Genomic DNA, 17,315 nt, shown 5'->3' on the forward strand with positions numbered 1-17,315 from the left:
CGTTTTATTTTAAAATTCAAAATTCAAGCCAAAAATGATACCTCTACTACGTGGGAAAATCGCACCATCAACACCATTTCCTATTTCTGGATCTAGTCCACTATAGTCAGTGATAACAAAGAGGTTAGTTCCAGTGACTGAGGCTCTTATGCTTCTAAGTGTGTCGGTATTAAACGTATAACCTAACGATAGATTATCCAGTCTAACAAAGTCTGATTTTTCCACATATTCACTAGAGAATAGTAGAGGTAAAGGAGCACTACTAAATCGATCGTCTAAAATACCATCAGTTGAGTTATTTAGCCAGTTACCTGGATTCTCTGTGATGGCGTCTGCGTTTTCTCTAGCCGCGCGCACGTTATTATAGTTATATCCACCTACTGCACCTCTCAATGTAAAACTCATGTCAAAGTTGTTGTAGCTCATATTAGAAGTAAAACCAAAGAACGCGTCAGGGTTACCTTTCTTGTAACGTACTCTGTCTTCGCTATTTATAACGTTGTCTCCATTTCTATCTACGAAAACACCGTCTAATGGGTTTCCATCTGCATCATAAACTTGTCTGTAAACAAGGAAAGCTGTTGGATCTGCTCCTACAGCCCATTCTTGGATAAAGTTGTTAAAGCCTGCACCACCTACCGGCGTTTGTGGTACTGGTGCATCATTATCGCCTAGAGACAGGTCAGTAATCTCGATTTCATTGAACGTTAAGTTTCCACCAACGGTCCAGTTAAAACCTTCACCTCTAAATAGATCCACGTTAGCATCAATCTCGATACCGCGACTATTTGTTGCACCTACGTTTTGCAAAGCAAAGTTGCCCAGCGATCCTGCTGCAAGCGGGCCGAATTGTAATAAGTCCTCTGTATCACGAGTGTATGCATCAACAGACCCATAGAGCCTATCATCAAAGAAACCGTAGTCAATACCAACGTTCCATTGGCTAGTTTCTTCCCATTTAAGGTCAGTTACTAGCTCCGGACGCACTGTTCTAAAAAAGCGCTCTCCTATTTGCACACGAGCCTGATCAGTACTAGGTGTTGATCTCGGGATGAATAGGAAGTCTTCTCCAATATCCTGCTGTCCAGTTACACCGTAACCACCTCTTAATTTCAATTGAGAAATGATATTACTATTTTGAATAATGTCGAGATTAGTCAATTTTAAACCTGCACTGGCACCTCCAAATGTACCCCAGCGATTATCTGGTGAAAATCGGGAAGTTCCATCTCTAGAAATACTTGCTGATAATACTAATAAGTCTGAAATATCAATAGATGCACGTCCAAAGAAGGAAATCAAAATGTTTTCATTGAAACCGTCAATTTCAATAGGATTTCTATCAGCATCAAAATTTAAGCTTGTGTTCTCTCTTCTAAATCCTTGGTAGCTACTACCAACAGTTAATTCTAATGAAGAGTCAATACCAGATAGATCCGTTTTATAATCAAATCGTCCGTTCAACAATTGGTTTACCCTAAATCCATCATTGAAACTGTTAAGAAATGGATTGCTGCTAGCTTCCAATACGCCTGAACCAGCTGTTCTGCCAGAGAATGACTCAAACTCATTGTAATCGATACCTGCAGTACCGTTGAATGACAACCCAGGAACTCCTGGTATTTTATAATCCGCTTGAAGGGTAGTTCTTATTTGATTGTTTTCTGTTTCTGCAATTAAGCTTTCCAGTAATCCAACAGGGTTTCTTGGGGCAAGACCATCTACATTCCCATTATTTAGTCTATACTCAAAGAATCCATTCGGGCCATTAGTAGCAAATACTGGTTGAGTAGGGTCAAAATCAATGGCAGATCCTATGGCACCTTCATCTGCGTTGCGTATACCTTCCATAGCTCCCTGTACAGATAAGGTCAGTTTTAGATCATTATTCAGCAATCTTTGTATGACACTTGCATTTATACTCGCACGTTCATAACCTGATCTTTTCAGTGTCCCGTTTTGGTTAGTGTAACCTATGTTAGCTCGTAGAGCGGTAGTTTCATAACCTTTGGCAACAGTAAAATTATGTATAACCTGCGTTCCTGTTTGGTAAATCTCATCTTGCCAGTCAGTATTTGCGTTTCCTAATAACGCGATGTCCTCTGGACTGCCAATTTCATTGATTAAGGCTCTAAATTCATCTCCTGTCAAAACGTCTACCTCATCTGTGTTTTGGTTTGCAGCAAATTGAACATTGTAACCTACCTGTAAGTCACTGTTTAATTTACCCTTCTTAGTCGTGATCAGGATGACACCATTAGATGCTCTATTACCATAAATAGCTGTTGCACTCGCATCTTTTAAAATAGTGAATGATTCAATGTCTGCTGGGTTTATGGTATTTAAATTGGCATTTCTTGAGTCCAGCGGTATACCATCAACAACATATAGAGGATCTGCATTGGCACTTAGCGTAGAACCGGCCCTTACTCTAATACGTGGCCCATCACCAGGACGACCAGTCGCAGCAGTTACCTGGACTCCAGCAGCCTTACCAGCCAGCAATTGTCCTGGAGAAACGATGGCTCCTTTATTAAATTCCTCGTCACTTACTGTGGTTTGTGCCGCAGTAACATTCTCTTGAGTAGTGCTACCGTAACCAATCAATACGATAGCATCCAGTTGATCAGCACTCTCTTCTAGAGTTACATTTATCACTGATTGACCAGTATAAACTATTTCTTGAGGTGTGAATCCTAAATAAGAAAACACAAGGGTCGCACCATCAGGCACATTATTAAGCGTGTATTTTCCATCAAAGTCGGTAGAAGTACCGTTTGAAGTTCCCTTGACAACCACTGAAGCTCCTAGTACAGGAAGATTTGCTGCGGTATCGGTAACAGTACCAGTGACCACATTTTGCGCCATCGCTATTGCTGGAAGCACCAGTAATATCAAGGCAAATTTAATTTTTTGAATCATTTCTGAAGTTTGAATTAAACGATTAGAGATTATCTTCTTCTCACACGGCATAAAAGTATGTAAATTTAATGTTAAGGTTATCTAATAGCTACTGATTCTACGAAAACGTTTTCGGTTTTTATAGTAGATTTAGTTTTTCTATATTACGCTTTCGCGAAAGCGGTATCCTTACCAACATATTGCAGCACACATGCCTCAAAAACTGACCCTCAAGAAAATAGCACAGGACTTAAAAGTGTCCATATCTACCGTGTCTAAAGCCTTGCGCGACTCGCACGAGATAAGTGTAGAGACGCGAGACAAAATCAAGGATTATGCTAAAAAGTATAATTATAAGCCCAACAATATCGCCCTAAGTCTTAAGAACCAAAAGACTAAAAAAATAGGGGTGATCATTCCAGAAATTGTTCACCATTTCTTTGCTACCGTTATCTCAGGTATAGAGAAAGTCGCTAATGACAAAGGTTATCAAGTGATTATTTGCTTGTCAGGTGAGAGTTTTGATAAGGAAGTTGTGAATATGGATATGCTAGCAAATGGTAGTATAGATGGCTTTATCATGAGTCTATCTAAGGAAACCCTTGAACGCCAGGACTACCATCACTTGCGCGAGGTGCTCAATCAAGGTATGCCTATCGTGATGTTTGACCGTGCGGTAGAAGGTATTCCTTGTGATAAGATTATTATCGATGATGTGGCTGCTGCACAAAGCGCAACAGAGTTTTTACTACGTAAGGGTAAGAGTAAACTAGCTATTATATCAACCGTAGATTATGTAAATGTGGGTCGATTGCGCACTCAAGGCTTTAAAGAAGCTTTACTTAAACGAGGTATTGAAGTAAGTGATAAGGATGTCTTAAAAATCGAGGATACCGAAAATTCTACGACAATTATCGAAAACTTTTTAAAGGATACGGACTATGACGGTATCATCGCGGTGAATGAACTGTTTGCCGTGACCGCTAGCAAGGCCTTGCAAAAACTAGGTAAATCCATTCCTGATGATGCAAGCATCATTGCTTTTACAGATGGTATGTTGAGCAAGTATGCCAGTCCTACACTTACAACCATAGGACAAAAAGGTGAAGACATGGGTGGTCTAGCCGCTGCAAAGCTCATTGAGAGACTAGAGGCGCCTCAAACTATTGAAGAAAGCTACGAAACCGTTATCGTAAAAACTTCGCTCGTAGAACGTGAAAGCACGCCATAATCTTAATATATTTACATCGCTACATTAAGTTGTAGTTATCAAAACTTATCTTCTTTCACACACATTGATTGAGTTTTGATAAGTCATAAGGCTTATCGTCATTTAAAAATAACGATATGCAAAAGCCCAAGTTAGGTTTTTGGGACATCTGGAACATGAGTTTTGGATTCCTAGGTATTCAATTCGGTTTTGCCCTACAGGGTTCTACCATGTCACGCATTTTTGAGACGTTAGGAGCAAATAAGGATGAGATCCCATTATTGTGGATTGCAGCACCTCTTGCTGGACTTATCGTACAACCTATTATAGGTTATATGAGTGATAATACCTGGCACAAGCGTCTAGGGCGACGTCGTCCTTTCTTTCTAGTTGGCGCTGTGCTTAGTTCTATTGCGCTTCTTTTTATGCCATACTCAAGTGAGGTATGGATCGCTGCTGGATTATTGCTAGTGCTCGATGCTTCAATTAATATAAGTATGGAGCCCTTCCGTGCCTTGGTGGCAGATAAATTGCCAGAATCACAACGCAGTTACGGGTTTGTAGTACAAACCTTAATAATAGGTGTAGGTACCTGGATCGCCAGTAACCTGCCTAAATTCATGAATAATACGCTAGAAATCTCAAACGAGGCCGCGCCTGGTGTGGTTCCAGATTCGGTTAAAGTAGCCTTCGGTGTTGGTGCTTTTGTTTTTATGGCTTCTATTCTAGTAACCATATTTACTACAAAGGAATACTCGCCAGAACAGATGGCAGCGTTTGATGATGCTGACGAGCATGAGGAGAAAAAAGGAATGTGGGCGACCATACTATCCACCTATGCGCTCATGCCTACCATCATGAAAAAATTGGGAGTTGTTCAGTTCTTCTCATGGTTCGCATTTTTTGCCATGTGGACACTGGCTAACCCAGCACTTACCGAGCATGTATATAACGCGCCTAAACCTGATGTCAAAGATTTCGCACAATTAGATGACAATGATGAAGTGTTGTTAGATGCAAATCAGGCTACACTATTTCTAAATCAAGCAGCACAAGACGATTATAAAACACAAGACAAAGCCTACAATGACGCATCAGATGATGTAGGTTCAAAAATGGGAATCTACGGTTTGTCTTCCATGATATTTGCACTTGCCCTTACCTTTTATACGGCTTATAACAGTATCAATAGAAAGTTTGTACACATGGCCAGTTTGACACTAGGAGCAGCAGGATTTTTGCTCATGCTGTACATTCCAGGACAACCTGATTACCTTATTTTATCCTTTACTTTAATAGGTATCGCTTGGGGCAGCATATTGTCAATGCCGTATGCCATGCTATCCAGTAGTGTCAAGGCTTCAAAAATGGGCTTGATGATGGGTGTTTTCAACATGTTTATAGTGATACCACAAATCGTGGCAGCTTTAAGTGGTGTAGTATTCTTGAGCAGTCTTATAGGCGAGGAATCTATCCATGCTATGACCATCGCAGGAATTTTCTTGTTACTCAGTGCAGTATCAAACCTATTAATCACCAATAAAAACGCAATAACCTATCAACCCTCAATAGATAATGAGTAAGAAAGGATTCATATTTGATCTAGACGGCGTCGTCGTCGATACGGCAAAGTTTCATTTTGTCGCATGGCAGCGACTGGCCAAAAGTCTAGACATCAATTTTACAGAAAAGGAAAACGAGCAACTCAAAGGAGTGTCACGCGTTAGATCACTAGAAAAGATTCTAGAATGGGGCAATAAAACCATCGATCAAGAAACCTTTGACGAGAAACTAGTCCAGAAGAATGAGGAATATCTCGAGATGGTTGAGACGCTTACTCAAGATGATATTCTACCAGGAGTACATGATTTTTTATTACGCTTACGCGAAAGCGAACAACCCATAGCCCTAGGAAGTGCGAGTAAGAATGCTCGTCCTATTCTAGAAAAACTCGGGATTATCGACTTATTTGACGCCATCGTGGATGGAACAGACGTCAGCAATGCAAAACCAGATCCAGAGGTTTTTCTGCAGGCTGCAGACTTGCTGCATATGAATAAAAGAAAGTGTGTCGTTTTTGAAGACAGTATTGCAGGAATCCAGGCGGCAAACGCCGCAGGAATGATCAGCATAGGAATAGGAAAAGAAGAAAATTTAAAAGAAGCCGATGAAGTTTTTGCAGGATTTAATGAAATGCCAGCAGACTACATCGATCAACTATTGAAGAAAGAGAAGTAATGAATCAAGAATATATCATACCCAACGCATGGTCGATCATCGAGAAGGGATGGCGACCAGAATTTGTCAAATCTAGCGAGAGTCTATTCTCAATTGGTAATGGCGCGATGGGTCAGCGAGCAAATTTTGAAGAAACATACACTGGTGATACGTTTCAAGGAAGCTACGTTGCTGGCGTTTATTACCCTGATAAAACCAAAGTAGGCTGGTGGAAAAACGGTTATCCAGAATATTTTGCCAAGGTTTTGAACGCTCCTAATTTTATAGGTATCGATGTTTTTATCGATGGCGAGGCATTAGACCTTGCAACTTACGACCAGGTACATCATTACAAGCAAGAACTCAACATGAAAGAAGGCTGGCTAGAGCGCAGCTTTAACATTGAGCTTACTGATGATAAAGAGATAGCCATCAAGACACGCAGATTTTTGAGTCTTGACAAGGACGAGTTGGGTGTTATAAATTACAGTATTACCGCAGTAAAAGGTGATATGCGTATTTCATTTCAGCCATATATTGATGCAGGAATCACCAATGAGGATTCAAATTGGGATGATGCCTTTTGGGAAGTAGAAGAGCTCACTTCAAAAGATCATCAAGCATTTATACGCAGTCGTACCAATAAAACAAACTTCTACGTCTGCACCTATATGCAATCAGAACTATACAAGGACGGCGAGCATGTCCAGTATGCAGACCCATTTGATCAAAACGATACTGTAATACGTCACAAGGTAGCCACCCAGCTTGAAGAAGGCGAGACGGCAACATTACTCAAATATGCAGGTTACACCAGCAGTTTGAATCACGAGCATTTTGAATTGATGGACGCTGCCAAAGCTGCCATTAGCCACGCCGTAAATAAAGGCTACCAGCAATTACTACAGGACCAGATAGACGCATGGGCAGATATATGGGCAATGGCAGATATCACTATTGAAGGTGACTTGAAAGCGCAACAAGGAATACGTTTTAATATCTTCCAGCTCAATCAAACTTATTTGGGTAAAGACGCCAGACTCAATATCGGGCCCAAAGGATTTACTGGTGAGAAATACGGTGGGTCCACCTATTGGGATACTGAGGCTTATTGTATTCCATTTTACATGGCGACCAAAGATCAACATGTCGCAAGAAATTTATTGACCTATAGGTATGAGCAGCTAGACAAGGCCATTGAGAATGCCGAGAAGTTGGGATTCTCTAATGGAGCTGCTCTGTATCCTATGGTAACAATGAATGGCGAGGAATCTCACAACGAGTGGGAAATTACTTTTGAAGAAATACACCGCAACGGTGCGATGGTTTTTGCTATTTATAACTATGTACGATATACTGGTGACTACGACTACATACCAGAAATGGGTCTCGAGGTCATGATTGCCATCGCTAGATTCTGGCACCAGCGTTCGACCTATTCATCTCGCGTCGATAAATACATGATACTAGGTGTGACTGGTCCTAATGAATATGAGAATAATGTCAACAACAACTGGTACACGAACTATATAGCCAAATGGTGTATTGAGCAATGCGTTGAGCATATAAAGAAAGTAAAGAGCGGTCATGAAGACGATTATCATCGAGTGATTGGCTTGACCTCGTTAACAGATGGTGAGATTTCCTCATGGCTGGAAGTCGCACATAATATGTACATGCCTTATGATAAGGAGTTAGGAATATATCTGCAACAAGACGGATTCCTGGACAAGGAATTAATTCCAGTGTCAGAACTCAAGGCTGTCCACAGACCGATCAATCAAAAATGGTCTTGGGACCGCATCCTACGCAGCTGCTACATCAAGCAAGCAGATGTTTTACAGGGTTTCTACTTTTTTGAGGATCATTTTTCTAAAGAACAACTTGAGAAACACTTTGATTTCTATGAACCGTTGACCGTTCACGAGAGTTCACTGTCACCATGTGTTCACAGTATTCAAGCCGCTAAGCTAGATCGCATGGATCAAGCCTATGAATTCTATTTGCGCACATCTCGATTAGATCTGGATGATTACAATAAAGAGGTAGAAGAAGGTTGCCACATCACCAGTATGGCGGGTACCTGGATGAGCATTGTAGAAGGTTTTGGCGGTTTCAAGATCGTCAACGATATGCCTAGTTTTGAGACTAGACTACCTAAACAATGGAAATCTTTCAGCTTCAAGATCAACTTTAGGGATCAGATTTTGACGGTTAATGTATCAGACAGTGCAACCACGGTACAGCTTCAGGGCTACCAGTCGCAGGATATTATTTTGAACGGCAAGAAACTCACACTCGAGCCACTTGCAGTAAACGCTTAGACTATGAAAAGGCTTTCTTTTATCTGGTTGATTGTTGTGTATTACGCTTTCGCGAAAGCGTGCCCAGCACAAACCATTACATCGCCCAACAAGGCATTTGAACTCAAGGTGTCATTGTCACAAGAGGGCACACCGCAATACCAGTTGGATTATAAGGGTGATGCGGTTGTTGAGACCAGCTCATTGGGATTTGAGATAAAAGACGACGAGAAGTCCTTGAAGAATGATTTTGAAATGGTGGGTACCGCAACCAGCACATTTGATGAGACCTGGGAACCTGTTTGGGGTGAGGAATCTGAAATACGAAACCATTACAACGAGCTAGAAGTCGATTTGAAACAAAAGGAAACCAATCGCTTGATGACCTTGCGATTCAGGCTTTTTGATGATGGGTTAGGATTCAGATATGAGTTCCCGCAACAAGAGTTTACCTACTTTATCATCAAGGAAGAGCTTACCGAATTTGCCATGACAGGCGATCATACCGCTTACTGGATTGCAGGAGATTATGACACGCAGGAGTACGATTACACAACTTCAAAACTCTCAGAAATTAGAGGATTGCACGAGAGTTCCATTTCAGGCAACGCTTCCCAAACGCCTATCAAACCTACAGGCGTTCAAACGGCACTCATGATGAAAACAGACGATGGGTTGTACATCAACATTCACGAGGCGGCGCTTATCGATTACAGCGCCATGCATTTGATGCTGTACGACGAGAACATGGTTTTTACCTCGCACTTGACACCAGATGTGAACGGTGACAAGGCCTATATGCAAGCGCCAACGACTACACCATGGCGTACGGTAATTGTGGGCGACGATGCTACCGATATTCTCGCATCTCGCATGACCTATAATTTGAACGATCCAGTCGCAATTGAGGATACCTCATGGATCAAGCCAGTCAAATATGTAGGTGTCTGGTGGGAAATGATCACAGGAAAAAGCTCATGGTCTTACACAGACGAGCTTCCTGCTATCCAATTAGGAAAAACAGATTATAGCAAGCTAGAGCCTAACAGCACACATGCTGCCACCACAGAGCATGTCAAAGAATATATAGACTTTGCTGCAAAGCATGGTTTTGACGCTGTCTTAGTTGAAGGCTGGAATGTAGGTTGGGAAGATTGGTTTGGTAATTCAAAGGATTATGTTTTTGATTTTGTCACACCTTATCCAGATTTTGATGTAGAAGAGGTCCATGAGTATGCGCAGGCAAACGATGTCAAAATGATCATGCATCACGAGACAAGCGGTGCGACCCGCAATTATGAACGCCATCTAGACACCGCTTTTCAGTTCATGAAAAAGTACGATTATGATGCAGTAAAAACTGGTTATGTAGGTAATGTAATGCCGCGTGGTGAGCATCATTATGGACAGTGGTTGGTCAATCACTATCAATATGTTCTGGAAAAAGCAGCAGATTATGAGATTATGATCAACGCTCATGAAGCAGTAAGGCCTACTGGAATAGCTCGTACGTACCCTAACTTAATAGGTAACGAGTCCGCTCGCGGTACAGAGTTTCAGGCATTTGGCGGTTCAAAACCTAATCACACGACCATTTTACCATTCACACGATTGATAGGCGGTCCTATGGATTACACACCTGGGATTTTTGAGATGGACATTTCAAAGCTCAATCCTCTAAATGACTCACACGGAAATTTCACTATCGCCAATCAACTAGGATTATATGTCGTGATGTACAGTCCGCTGCAAATGGCAGCAGACTTGCCAGAGAATTATAACAGGTTTCTTGATGCCTTTCAGTTTATCAAGGATGTTCCAGTGGACTGGTCAAAAAGCGTCTATCTAGAAGCAGAGCCTGGCGAGTATATCACTACAGCACGCAAGGATAAAAACAGTGACAATTGGTTTGTGGGTAATAGCAACGGTACAACACCTAGAACAGCTTTAGTCGATCTCGATTTCTTAGAAAAAGGCAAGAAGTACATTGCTACCATCTATGCAGATGCGGCTGATGCGCACTATAAGACAAATCCGCAAGCGTATAAGATCACTACCAAAAAGGTAACGAGTAAATCCGACCTTAAGATTTACACGGCACCTGGTGGTGGCTTTGGGATCAGTATTGTTGAGGTCGATTAGAATTCATTTTTAAAATTGATATTATGAGAATTGTACTTCTTTCATTGATTGTTTTTGTTTCAGCTTTCGCGAAAGCGGAATCTCATAATACTTTTTCAAAAAAGCTTTCACAGACCAATCAGCTTTCACTTCAAGAAAATCCAGGAAAAGATTACATGCCGAATCGTGTTGAACCGCCCAATTGGTGGGCTGATATGGAACATTCTCAGGTAGAAGTAATGCTTTATGGAGAATATATGGGGCAGGTTGATTTTGAAAGTGATCTTCCTATAGTAAAGGTGCGTAGAACTGAGAATCCCAATTATGCATTTGTAACGCTTGAAACTAAAGGAAAAGGACCTGGGACTTATTCGATCAGTTACAATATTTATGACACGTATTACGTCTTGGAATATGAATTATTAGAACGCAATCCGAATTCCAAACTACGTAAAGGCTTTAATTCTAGCGATGCTATCTATTTGATCATGCCAGATCGATTTGCTAATGGTGATCCTAGCAACGATATCGTTGATGAAATGGCTGAAAAATCAGACCGATCATTCAAAGGCGGCCGTCACGGCGGTGATATTCAGGGTGTGATCGATCATTTGGATTATTTGGAGGATTTAGGCGTCACAGCTCTGTGGAGCACTCCACTGCTTGAAGATAACGACCAGCGTTATTCCTACCACGGCTATGCAGCGAGCGATGTGTACCGCATCGATCCACGTTATGGCTCAAACGAGTCATACAGAGAACTGGCAGATCAAATGCAGCAGCGAGACATGAAACTCATCATGGATTATGTAACCAACCATTGGGGTGCAACGCACTGGATGATGGATGATTTACCCACGCAAACCTGGATACATCAATTTGATGATAATAAGGATCGTGATTTTCCTGTCGCTGGTTATGCCAACAGTAGTTATAGACAAACTACACAATTAGATCCGTATGCAAGTGATCGTGACGAGACCTATGCAGAAAAGGGCTGGTTTGTAAGTAGCATGCCAGACTTAAATCAAAGTGAGCCACTAGTCTTGAACTACTTGATTCAAAATGCTATCTGGTGGATTGAATATGCAGGACTCGGCGGTTTGAGAGTGGATACCTATGCTTATAACGAGAAAGAAGGAATCGCCAAATGGACTAAGGCAATCATGGATGAATATCCCAATTTTACTATCGTGGGCGAGACGTGGATGCATGATCAGGCGCAAATCGCTTTCTGGCAAAAGGATAGTCCAGTAGCTGCCATTCAAAGTTATAATACCCATTTACCCAGCGTGATGGATTTTACACTGCACGATGCTGTCTTGACTGCTTTTAATGAGAAAGATCAGCAATGGGATAAAGGAATGGTTAAGGTCTATGAGAATTTTGTCAATGACTTTCTATATGCTGATGTCAATAACATTATGGTAATGGCAGGTAATCACGATACCAATAGGTTGAGTGGCAACGGTGTTCTGGATGGAGATCTAGAGAAATTCAAACTCGCCATGACACTGATCCTAACAACTCGTGGTATACCACAAATCTATTATGGTGATGAGATAGGTATGGCTGGTAATCGTGATACAGTTGGTGATGGCGACATACGACGAGATTTCCCAGGCGGTTGGAAAGGTGATAAGATTAATGCCTTTACAAAGCCAACCAAAGAACAAAAGGCCTATCAGGATTTTACCAAAAAGCTATTGAATTACCGAAAGAACAAAGAGGTACTTCACACAGGTAAGCTACTTCACTTTGTGCCAGAGAATAATTGCTATGTCTATTTTAGACACAATGATAAAGATCGCGTGATGGTCATCATTAATAACAATGACAAACCTGTCACGCTAGACATGAGCCGATTTAAAGAAGGTTTCAACGGCGCAACGCATGGAACTGATATCATCGACGATTCTAGATTACCGCTTTCAGGAAAATTGGTCATCGGTGCAGAGCACAGTATGATTATCGATATCGAGTAAGCATGAAAATCATTTCATTTTTTTCTTGGCGATATATTCCAGCCTTAGGTTTATTAATTCTTTTATCTGCTTGTTCAGATGATCAAACAAAGCCATCAAAAGCTAGTATAATTCAAGGTCAAACCTTGCCAGTTTATGCAAATAATGCTGGAGTTCAAATTGACGTGCGTGATTTTTTGGTGGAGACTTCTCAGCTAGACAGTATTACAGCAACTCATGGCCTGGTTATCGAGAAGAGATCAGAATTTCTCTACGGCGTTCTGTTTGGTAGTAATGACCCATTCGTAAATCTGGTAACGCTGTGGACTGACGGCGTACGCAACGACATTCCGTTTATCAAGAAAGACGAGATGACCGCTTCTCTAATTTATGATGGAGACGCAGAAAATGTGCAGATCAAAGGTGAGTTTACCAACTGGTCACTTCAAGATCTCAAGGAAGAAGATGGCGAGCGTTATTATCTGGCTACCATTCCTAAAGGTAATTTTCAGTATCTGTTTGTTGAAAATGGAGTTGAAGAGCAATTAGATCCCAACGATCTTGACGTCGTGAGCAACGGCATGGGCGGCTATAACAGATTGCTTAGAAATACACCTAGCAAAAAAGCACCACGTCTCAGCTTGGGTCAAATCACTGAGGACGGTTTTACATTCAAGGCCAATGAAAAACTCGATCAGCTGTATGTTCTGTATGCCAATCAGAAGATAGAAGTACAGCAAGACAGTTTGAGTTATAAAGTTGATCTGCCTAAAGTTGATTTTACCAACCGTAATAATAAGACGCAGCTAGTGCGTGTCTATGGTGGTAATCTATCAGGGATTGCAAACGACTTGTTGATTCCCGTACAGGATGGAAAAGTCGTTACGGATCCAGATCAATTATCACGTACAGATCATCATGCTCAAGTGCTATATTTCATGATGGTAGATCGTTTCTTGGACGGCGATCCATCAAACTCAAGCAAGGTGGATGATCCTGAGGTCTTGCCACAAGCCAATTACATGGGTGGCGATCTTGCTGGCGTACTGCAAAAAATTAATGACGGCTATTTTGAAGAATTGGGTATCAATACCATCTGGTTATCGCCCATCACTCAAAACCCTGAAGGAGCCTACGGTCTTTGGCCAGAACCTCGTACAAAATTCAGCGGTTATCATGGTTACTGGCCTGTTTCAAATACCAAGATTGACGACCGATTTGGCGATCGACAGCTTATGCAGAACATCATCGCCGCGGCACACGAGCGAGACATCAATGTCATCTTAGATTATGTCGCAAACCATGTGCATGAAGAGCATCCAGTATATCAAAACAACCCAGATTGGGCTACAGATTTGTACTTGCCAGACGGCTCGCTAAATACAGAGCGTTGGGACGATCATCGCTTGACCACCTGGTTTGACACGTTCATGCCCACGCTGGATTTCTCAAAGCCAGAGGTAGTTGAAAAAATGACTGATTCTGCACTTTACTGGATGACAGAGTATGATCTGGACGGTTTCCGTCATGATGCGACAAAGCATGTTCCTGAGGTTTACTGGAAAACGCTCACGAGAAAAATACGCCAGAATACTGATCGACCTTTCTACCAGATTGGCGAGACTTACGGCTCGTACGACCTCATACGCAGCTACCTGAGTACTGGGATGCTAGATGCTCAGTTTGATTTTAATATGTATGATAGTGGTGTTTCCGCTTTCGCGAAAGCGGACAAATCATACAGCAATCTAACACAAACACTAGCCAAAGGACTGGATTACTACGGTCATCACCACTTGATGGGCAACATATCAGGAAACCAAGATCGTGCGAGATTCATAAGCTATGCCAGCGGCGACGTGTCATTTGATGAAGATGCCAAAGCAGCTGGGTGGACTAGAGATGTCATGATGAGCGACTCTACTGCTTATGATCGATTGGGAATGTTGCACGCTTTCAACATGACGATTCCTGGCGTTCCCGTGATTTATTATGGTGATGAGTATGGCAGCATAGGAGCAAACGATCCTGACAACAGGCGCATGATGAAGTTTGATGATTTGAGTGAGCGCGAGCTTAAGTTGAAAGAACTCACAAAGCAATTGGTTGACTTGCGTCGCAATTCCATTTCCTTGATCTATGGCACCACAGAAATTGTGAGTGAAAGCAATGGTATGCTTTTCTTAAGAAGGACTTATTTTGACGAGGTCACCATGATCTTTTTCAATGAAAATCCTATATCTTTTAATGTAGTGAAAAAGCCAGGCGATGATGTTGCCGTAAAAACAGTAAATGCCATTGAGAGCAAAACGCACTACCAAGTACCAGCAAAGAATTTTGCCATGGTCCAATTGAAAAACAAAAAATAATATTCAATCCAGTAGGATTGCCAACCATCTTAAATTTTAAATTATGAAAAAATGTATTTGGTCTTTATTTGTGCTAGCGATGCTGGTGGCATGTAAAGAAGAAAAACCAGTAACAGAAGAAACACCAGAGCAACAAAAGGAACTGGCCGCAACTCAAGAAGATTTGCATGCTGATATGGAAAATGCCATTATCTATGAGGCAAATATACGTCAGTACTCACCAGAAGGTACTTTTGCAGAATTCACAAAGGACATTCCGCAACTTAAGGAGCTGGGTGTTGAGGTGATCTGGTTGATGCCAATTTTTCCAATATCAGAAAAGAATAGAAAGGCAGAAGGAAACTTGTTGGTAGAAGATATCAAAGATCCAGAAGAGCGTAAAAAATACTTAGGTAGTTATTATGCCGTGGCTGATTATGAAAAGATCAATCCGGATCTAGGAACTGATGAGGATTTGCAACAGCTTATTGATACTGCTCATGAGAATGGTATGTATGTGATCCTGGATTGGGTGGCAAACCATACTGGTTGGGATAACTGGTGGATCAATGAACATCCAGAATACTATACCAAAAATGATGCTGGCGAGGTGATACATCCAGCAGGCACTGATTGGACGGATACGGCTGATTTGAATTATGAGAACCAAGAATTGAGAACAGCCATGAGCAACGCCATGAAATATTGGGTATCTAAATTTAATATTGACGGCTACCGCTGTGATGTGGCAAACATGGTTCCTACCGACTTTTGGAATAAAAATAATGCCGAGCTGAGAGAAATGAAACCAGTCTTCATGCTAGCAGAAAGCAACCAAGCTGATCTATTTGAAGAAGCATTTGATATGGGCTATAATTGGGGCTTGCATCACATCATGAACGATTTAGCTCAAGGTGAGACTGATGTTAATGAATTAGATGAATACATGATGGCTATGGATACTACATACCAGAAAGATGACTACTTCATGAATTTCGTCACCAACCACGATGAGAACTCGTGGAATGGTAGCGTCAAAGAGCGCATGGGTAATGCCAGCGAGGCAATGCTAGCTATGTCTTATGCTGTTCCAGGAATGCCTTTGATCTATTCAGGTCAGGAATATGGTATGGACAAGCGCTTGAAGTTTTTTGAAAAAGACTCTATTCCTAAGCAAAAGGGAAAGGTTTGGGAAAGTATGAAAAAACTAACTGAATTAAAGTCGAATAATCCAGCCTTACACGGTGGTAGAAATGCTGCAGATTATCAGCGACTAGAAACCAACGATGATGATAATATCTATGCCTTCCAGCGATCTAAAGATGGTAATAAAATCATGTATGTCGCTAACCTTTCAGAAGAGCCTGTCTCTGTTGGACTAATGTCTGTGTCAGGAGAGTTTGTCAATGTGATGACCGATCAGCCGGTAACGTTGAAAGAAAATCAAAAGGTCACTCTGGCACCATTTGAGTTCCTGTTGCTACAACCTAAATAATTGAAAAGTGTTAATGATAGAAAAGCCGCTATTGTTGAATAGCGGCTTTTTTATTAAGATTCCTGATTTCCTTGAGCTTGATACTTCATGATAGAAACTCCAGCAAAAAAGAAAATTACTCCTAGAATAATACACGGCCAGGTGCCGCTACCCATTTCCATAGTTCCAAATGCGCCCAGCACTCCTAATACAAGCGCTATAGCACCACCTACGGTCATAATACCTCCTAATATCTTTGTCATAATATGTGTTTTGGTTATACCAAATCTAAAAGAATCCTGCAGGATAAGTGTTTGTTTAACTTGTATTTAAATGATGGGAGCAGTTTAATTCCCATGATCATCAATTTAAATAATGCCCTGTTGATTTGATTGAGAGGTGGCTATCGTATTTTGCTCACTTAAAATCAAAATGATGCAAAAGACTTATTACGATCCCAAAGACCTTAAGAAATTTGGCAAAATCACAGAATGGAGCGAAGAATTAGGAACAAAGTTCTTTGACTACTATGGTAAAGTATTTGAAGAAGGTGCGCTCACAGCCCGTGAGAAATCATTGATCGCATTAGCAGTGTCACACACGGTTCACTGTCCGTACTGTATCGATGCCTACACTAGTGATGGATTAAAAAGAGGTATCACCAAGGAAGAAATGATGGAAGCCGTGCACGTCGCAGGAGCCATACAAGGTGGTGCCACACTAGTTCATGGCGTTCAAATGATGAACAAAGTCAATAAGCTTGAGATGTGAGCAATT

The 17,315-nt window shown here is 41.4% G+C and carries 11 protein-coding genes; 9 read left to right on the top strand and 2 right to left on the bottom strand.

Annotation, left to right across the window (positions count from 1 at the left end; translation table 11 throughout):
- Positions 1 to 9: 9 nt before the first annotated feature.
- Positions 10 to 2,922 (bottom strand): SusC/RagA family TonB-linked outer membrane protein, encoded by a 2,913-nt coding sequence (locus EJ995_RS04485; RefSeq protein ID WP_126446018.1) that lies wholly within the window; start codon positions 2,920 to 2,922, stop codon positions 10 to 12.
- A 190-nt stretch (positions 2,923 to 3,112) separates the two neighbouring features.
- Here EJ995_RS04485 and EJ995_RS04490 point away from each other — a divergent pair, with 190 nt between their 5' ends.
- From EJ995_RS04490 to EJ995_RS04525, 8 genes are all read left to right on the top strand, one after another.
- Positions 3,113 to 4,132 carry a LacI family DNA-binding transcriptional regulator gene (locus EJ995_RS04490; protein ID WP_126446020.1) on the top strand — a complete coding sequence of 340 codons (1,020 nt, stop codon included), beginning with the start codon at positions 3,113 to 3,115 and terminating at the stop codon, positions 4,130 to 4,132.
- Positions 4,133 to 4,248: 116 nt separating this feature from the next.
- Positions 4,249 to 5,694 carry an MFS transporter gene (locus EJ995_RS04495; protein WP_126446022.1) on the top strand — a complete coding sequence of 482 codons (1,446 nt, stop codon included), beginning with the start codon at positions 4,249 to 4,251 and terminating at the stop codon, positions 5,692 to 5,694.
- A complete protein-coding gene (gene pgmB, locus EJ995_RS04500) occupies positions 5,687 to 6,349 on the top strand; it encodes a beta-phosphoglucomutase (protein ID WP_126446024.1) in 663 nt (220 codons plus the stop codon). Before EJ995_RS04495 ends, pgmB begins: the two co-directional genes overlap by 8 nt.
- Complete coding sequence (locus EJ995_RS04505; protein ID WP_126446026.1) at positions 6,349 to 8,652, top strand: glycoside hydrolase family 65 protein; 2,304 nt, start codon at positions 6,349 to 6,351, stop codon at positions 8,650 to 8,652. Before pgmB ends, EJ995_RS04505 begins: the two co-directional genes overlap by 1 nt.
- 3 nt (positions 8,653 to 8,655) lie before the next feature.
- A complete protein-coding gene (locus EJ995_RS04510) occupies positions 8,656 to 10,773 on the top strand; it encodes a glycoside hydrolase family 97 protein (RefSeq protein ID WP_126446028.1) in 2,118 nt (705 codons plus the stop codon).
- A gap of 23 nt (positions 10,774 to 10,796) precedes the next feature.
- A complete protein-coding gene (locus EJ995_RS04515) occupies positions 10,797 to 12,737 on the top strand; it encodes an alpha-amylase family glycosyl hydrolase (protein WP_317126816.1) in 1,941 nt (646 codons plus the stop codon).
- Positions 12,738 to 12,739: 2 nt separating this feature from the next.
- Entirely contained in the window at positions 12,740 to 15,085 is a 2,346-nt protein-coding gene (locus EJ995_RS04520) for an alpha-amylase family glycosyl hydrolase (protein ID WP_126446030.1), read from the top strand.
- A 43-nt stretch (positions 15,086 to 15,128) separates the two neighbouring features.
- Entirely contained in the window at positions 15,129 to 16,559 is a 1,431-nt protein-coding gene (locus EJ995_RS04525; RefSeq protein ID WP_126446032.1) for an alpha-amylase family glycosyl hydrolase, read from the top strand.
- A gap of 53 nt (positions 16,560 to 16,612) precedes the next feature.
- Here EJ995_RS04525 and EJ995_RS04530 read toward each other — a convergent pair whose 3' ends face one another.
- Positions 16,613 to 16,801, bottom strand: coding sequence for a hypothetical protein (locus EJ995_RS04530; protein ID WP_126446034.1), 189 nt, complete (start codon positions 16,799 to 16,801; stop codon positions 16,613 to 16,615).
- A 172-nt stretch (positions 16,802 to 16,973) separates the two neighbouring features.
- On the opposite strand from EJ995_RS04530, the gene EJ995_RS04535 reads away from it, so the two are divergent.
- Positions 16,974 to 17,309 (top strand): arsenosugar biosynthesis-associated peroxidase-like protein, encoded by a 336-nt coding sequence (locus tag EJ995_RS04535; protein ID WP_126446036.1) that lies wholly within the window; start codon positions 16,974 to 16,976, stop codon positions 17,307 to 17,309.
- The last annotated feature ends 6 nt before the right edge of the window (positions 17,310 to 17,315 follow it).

This window comes from Nonlabens ponticola (genome assembly GCF_003966335.1).
Lineage (GTDB): Bacteria > Bacteroidota > Bacteroidia > Flavobacteriales > Flavobacteriaceae > Nonlabens > Nonlabens ponticola.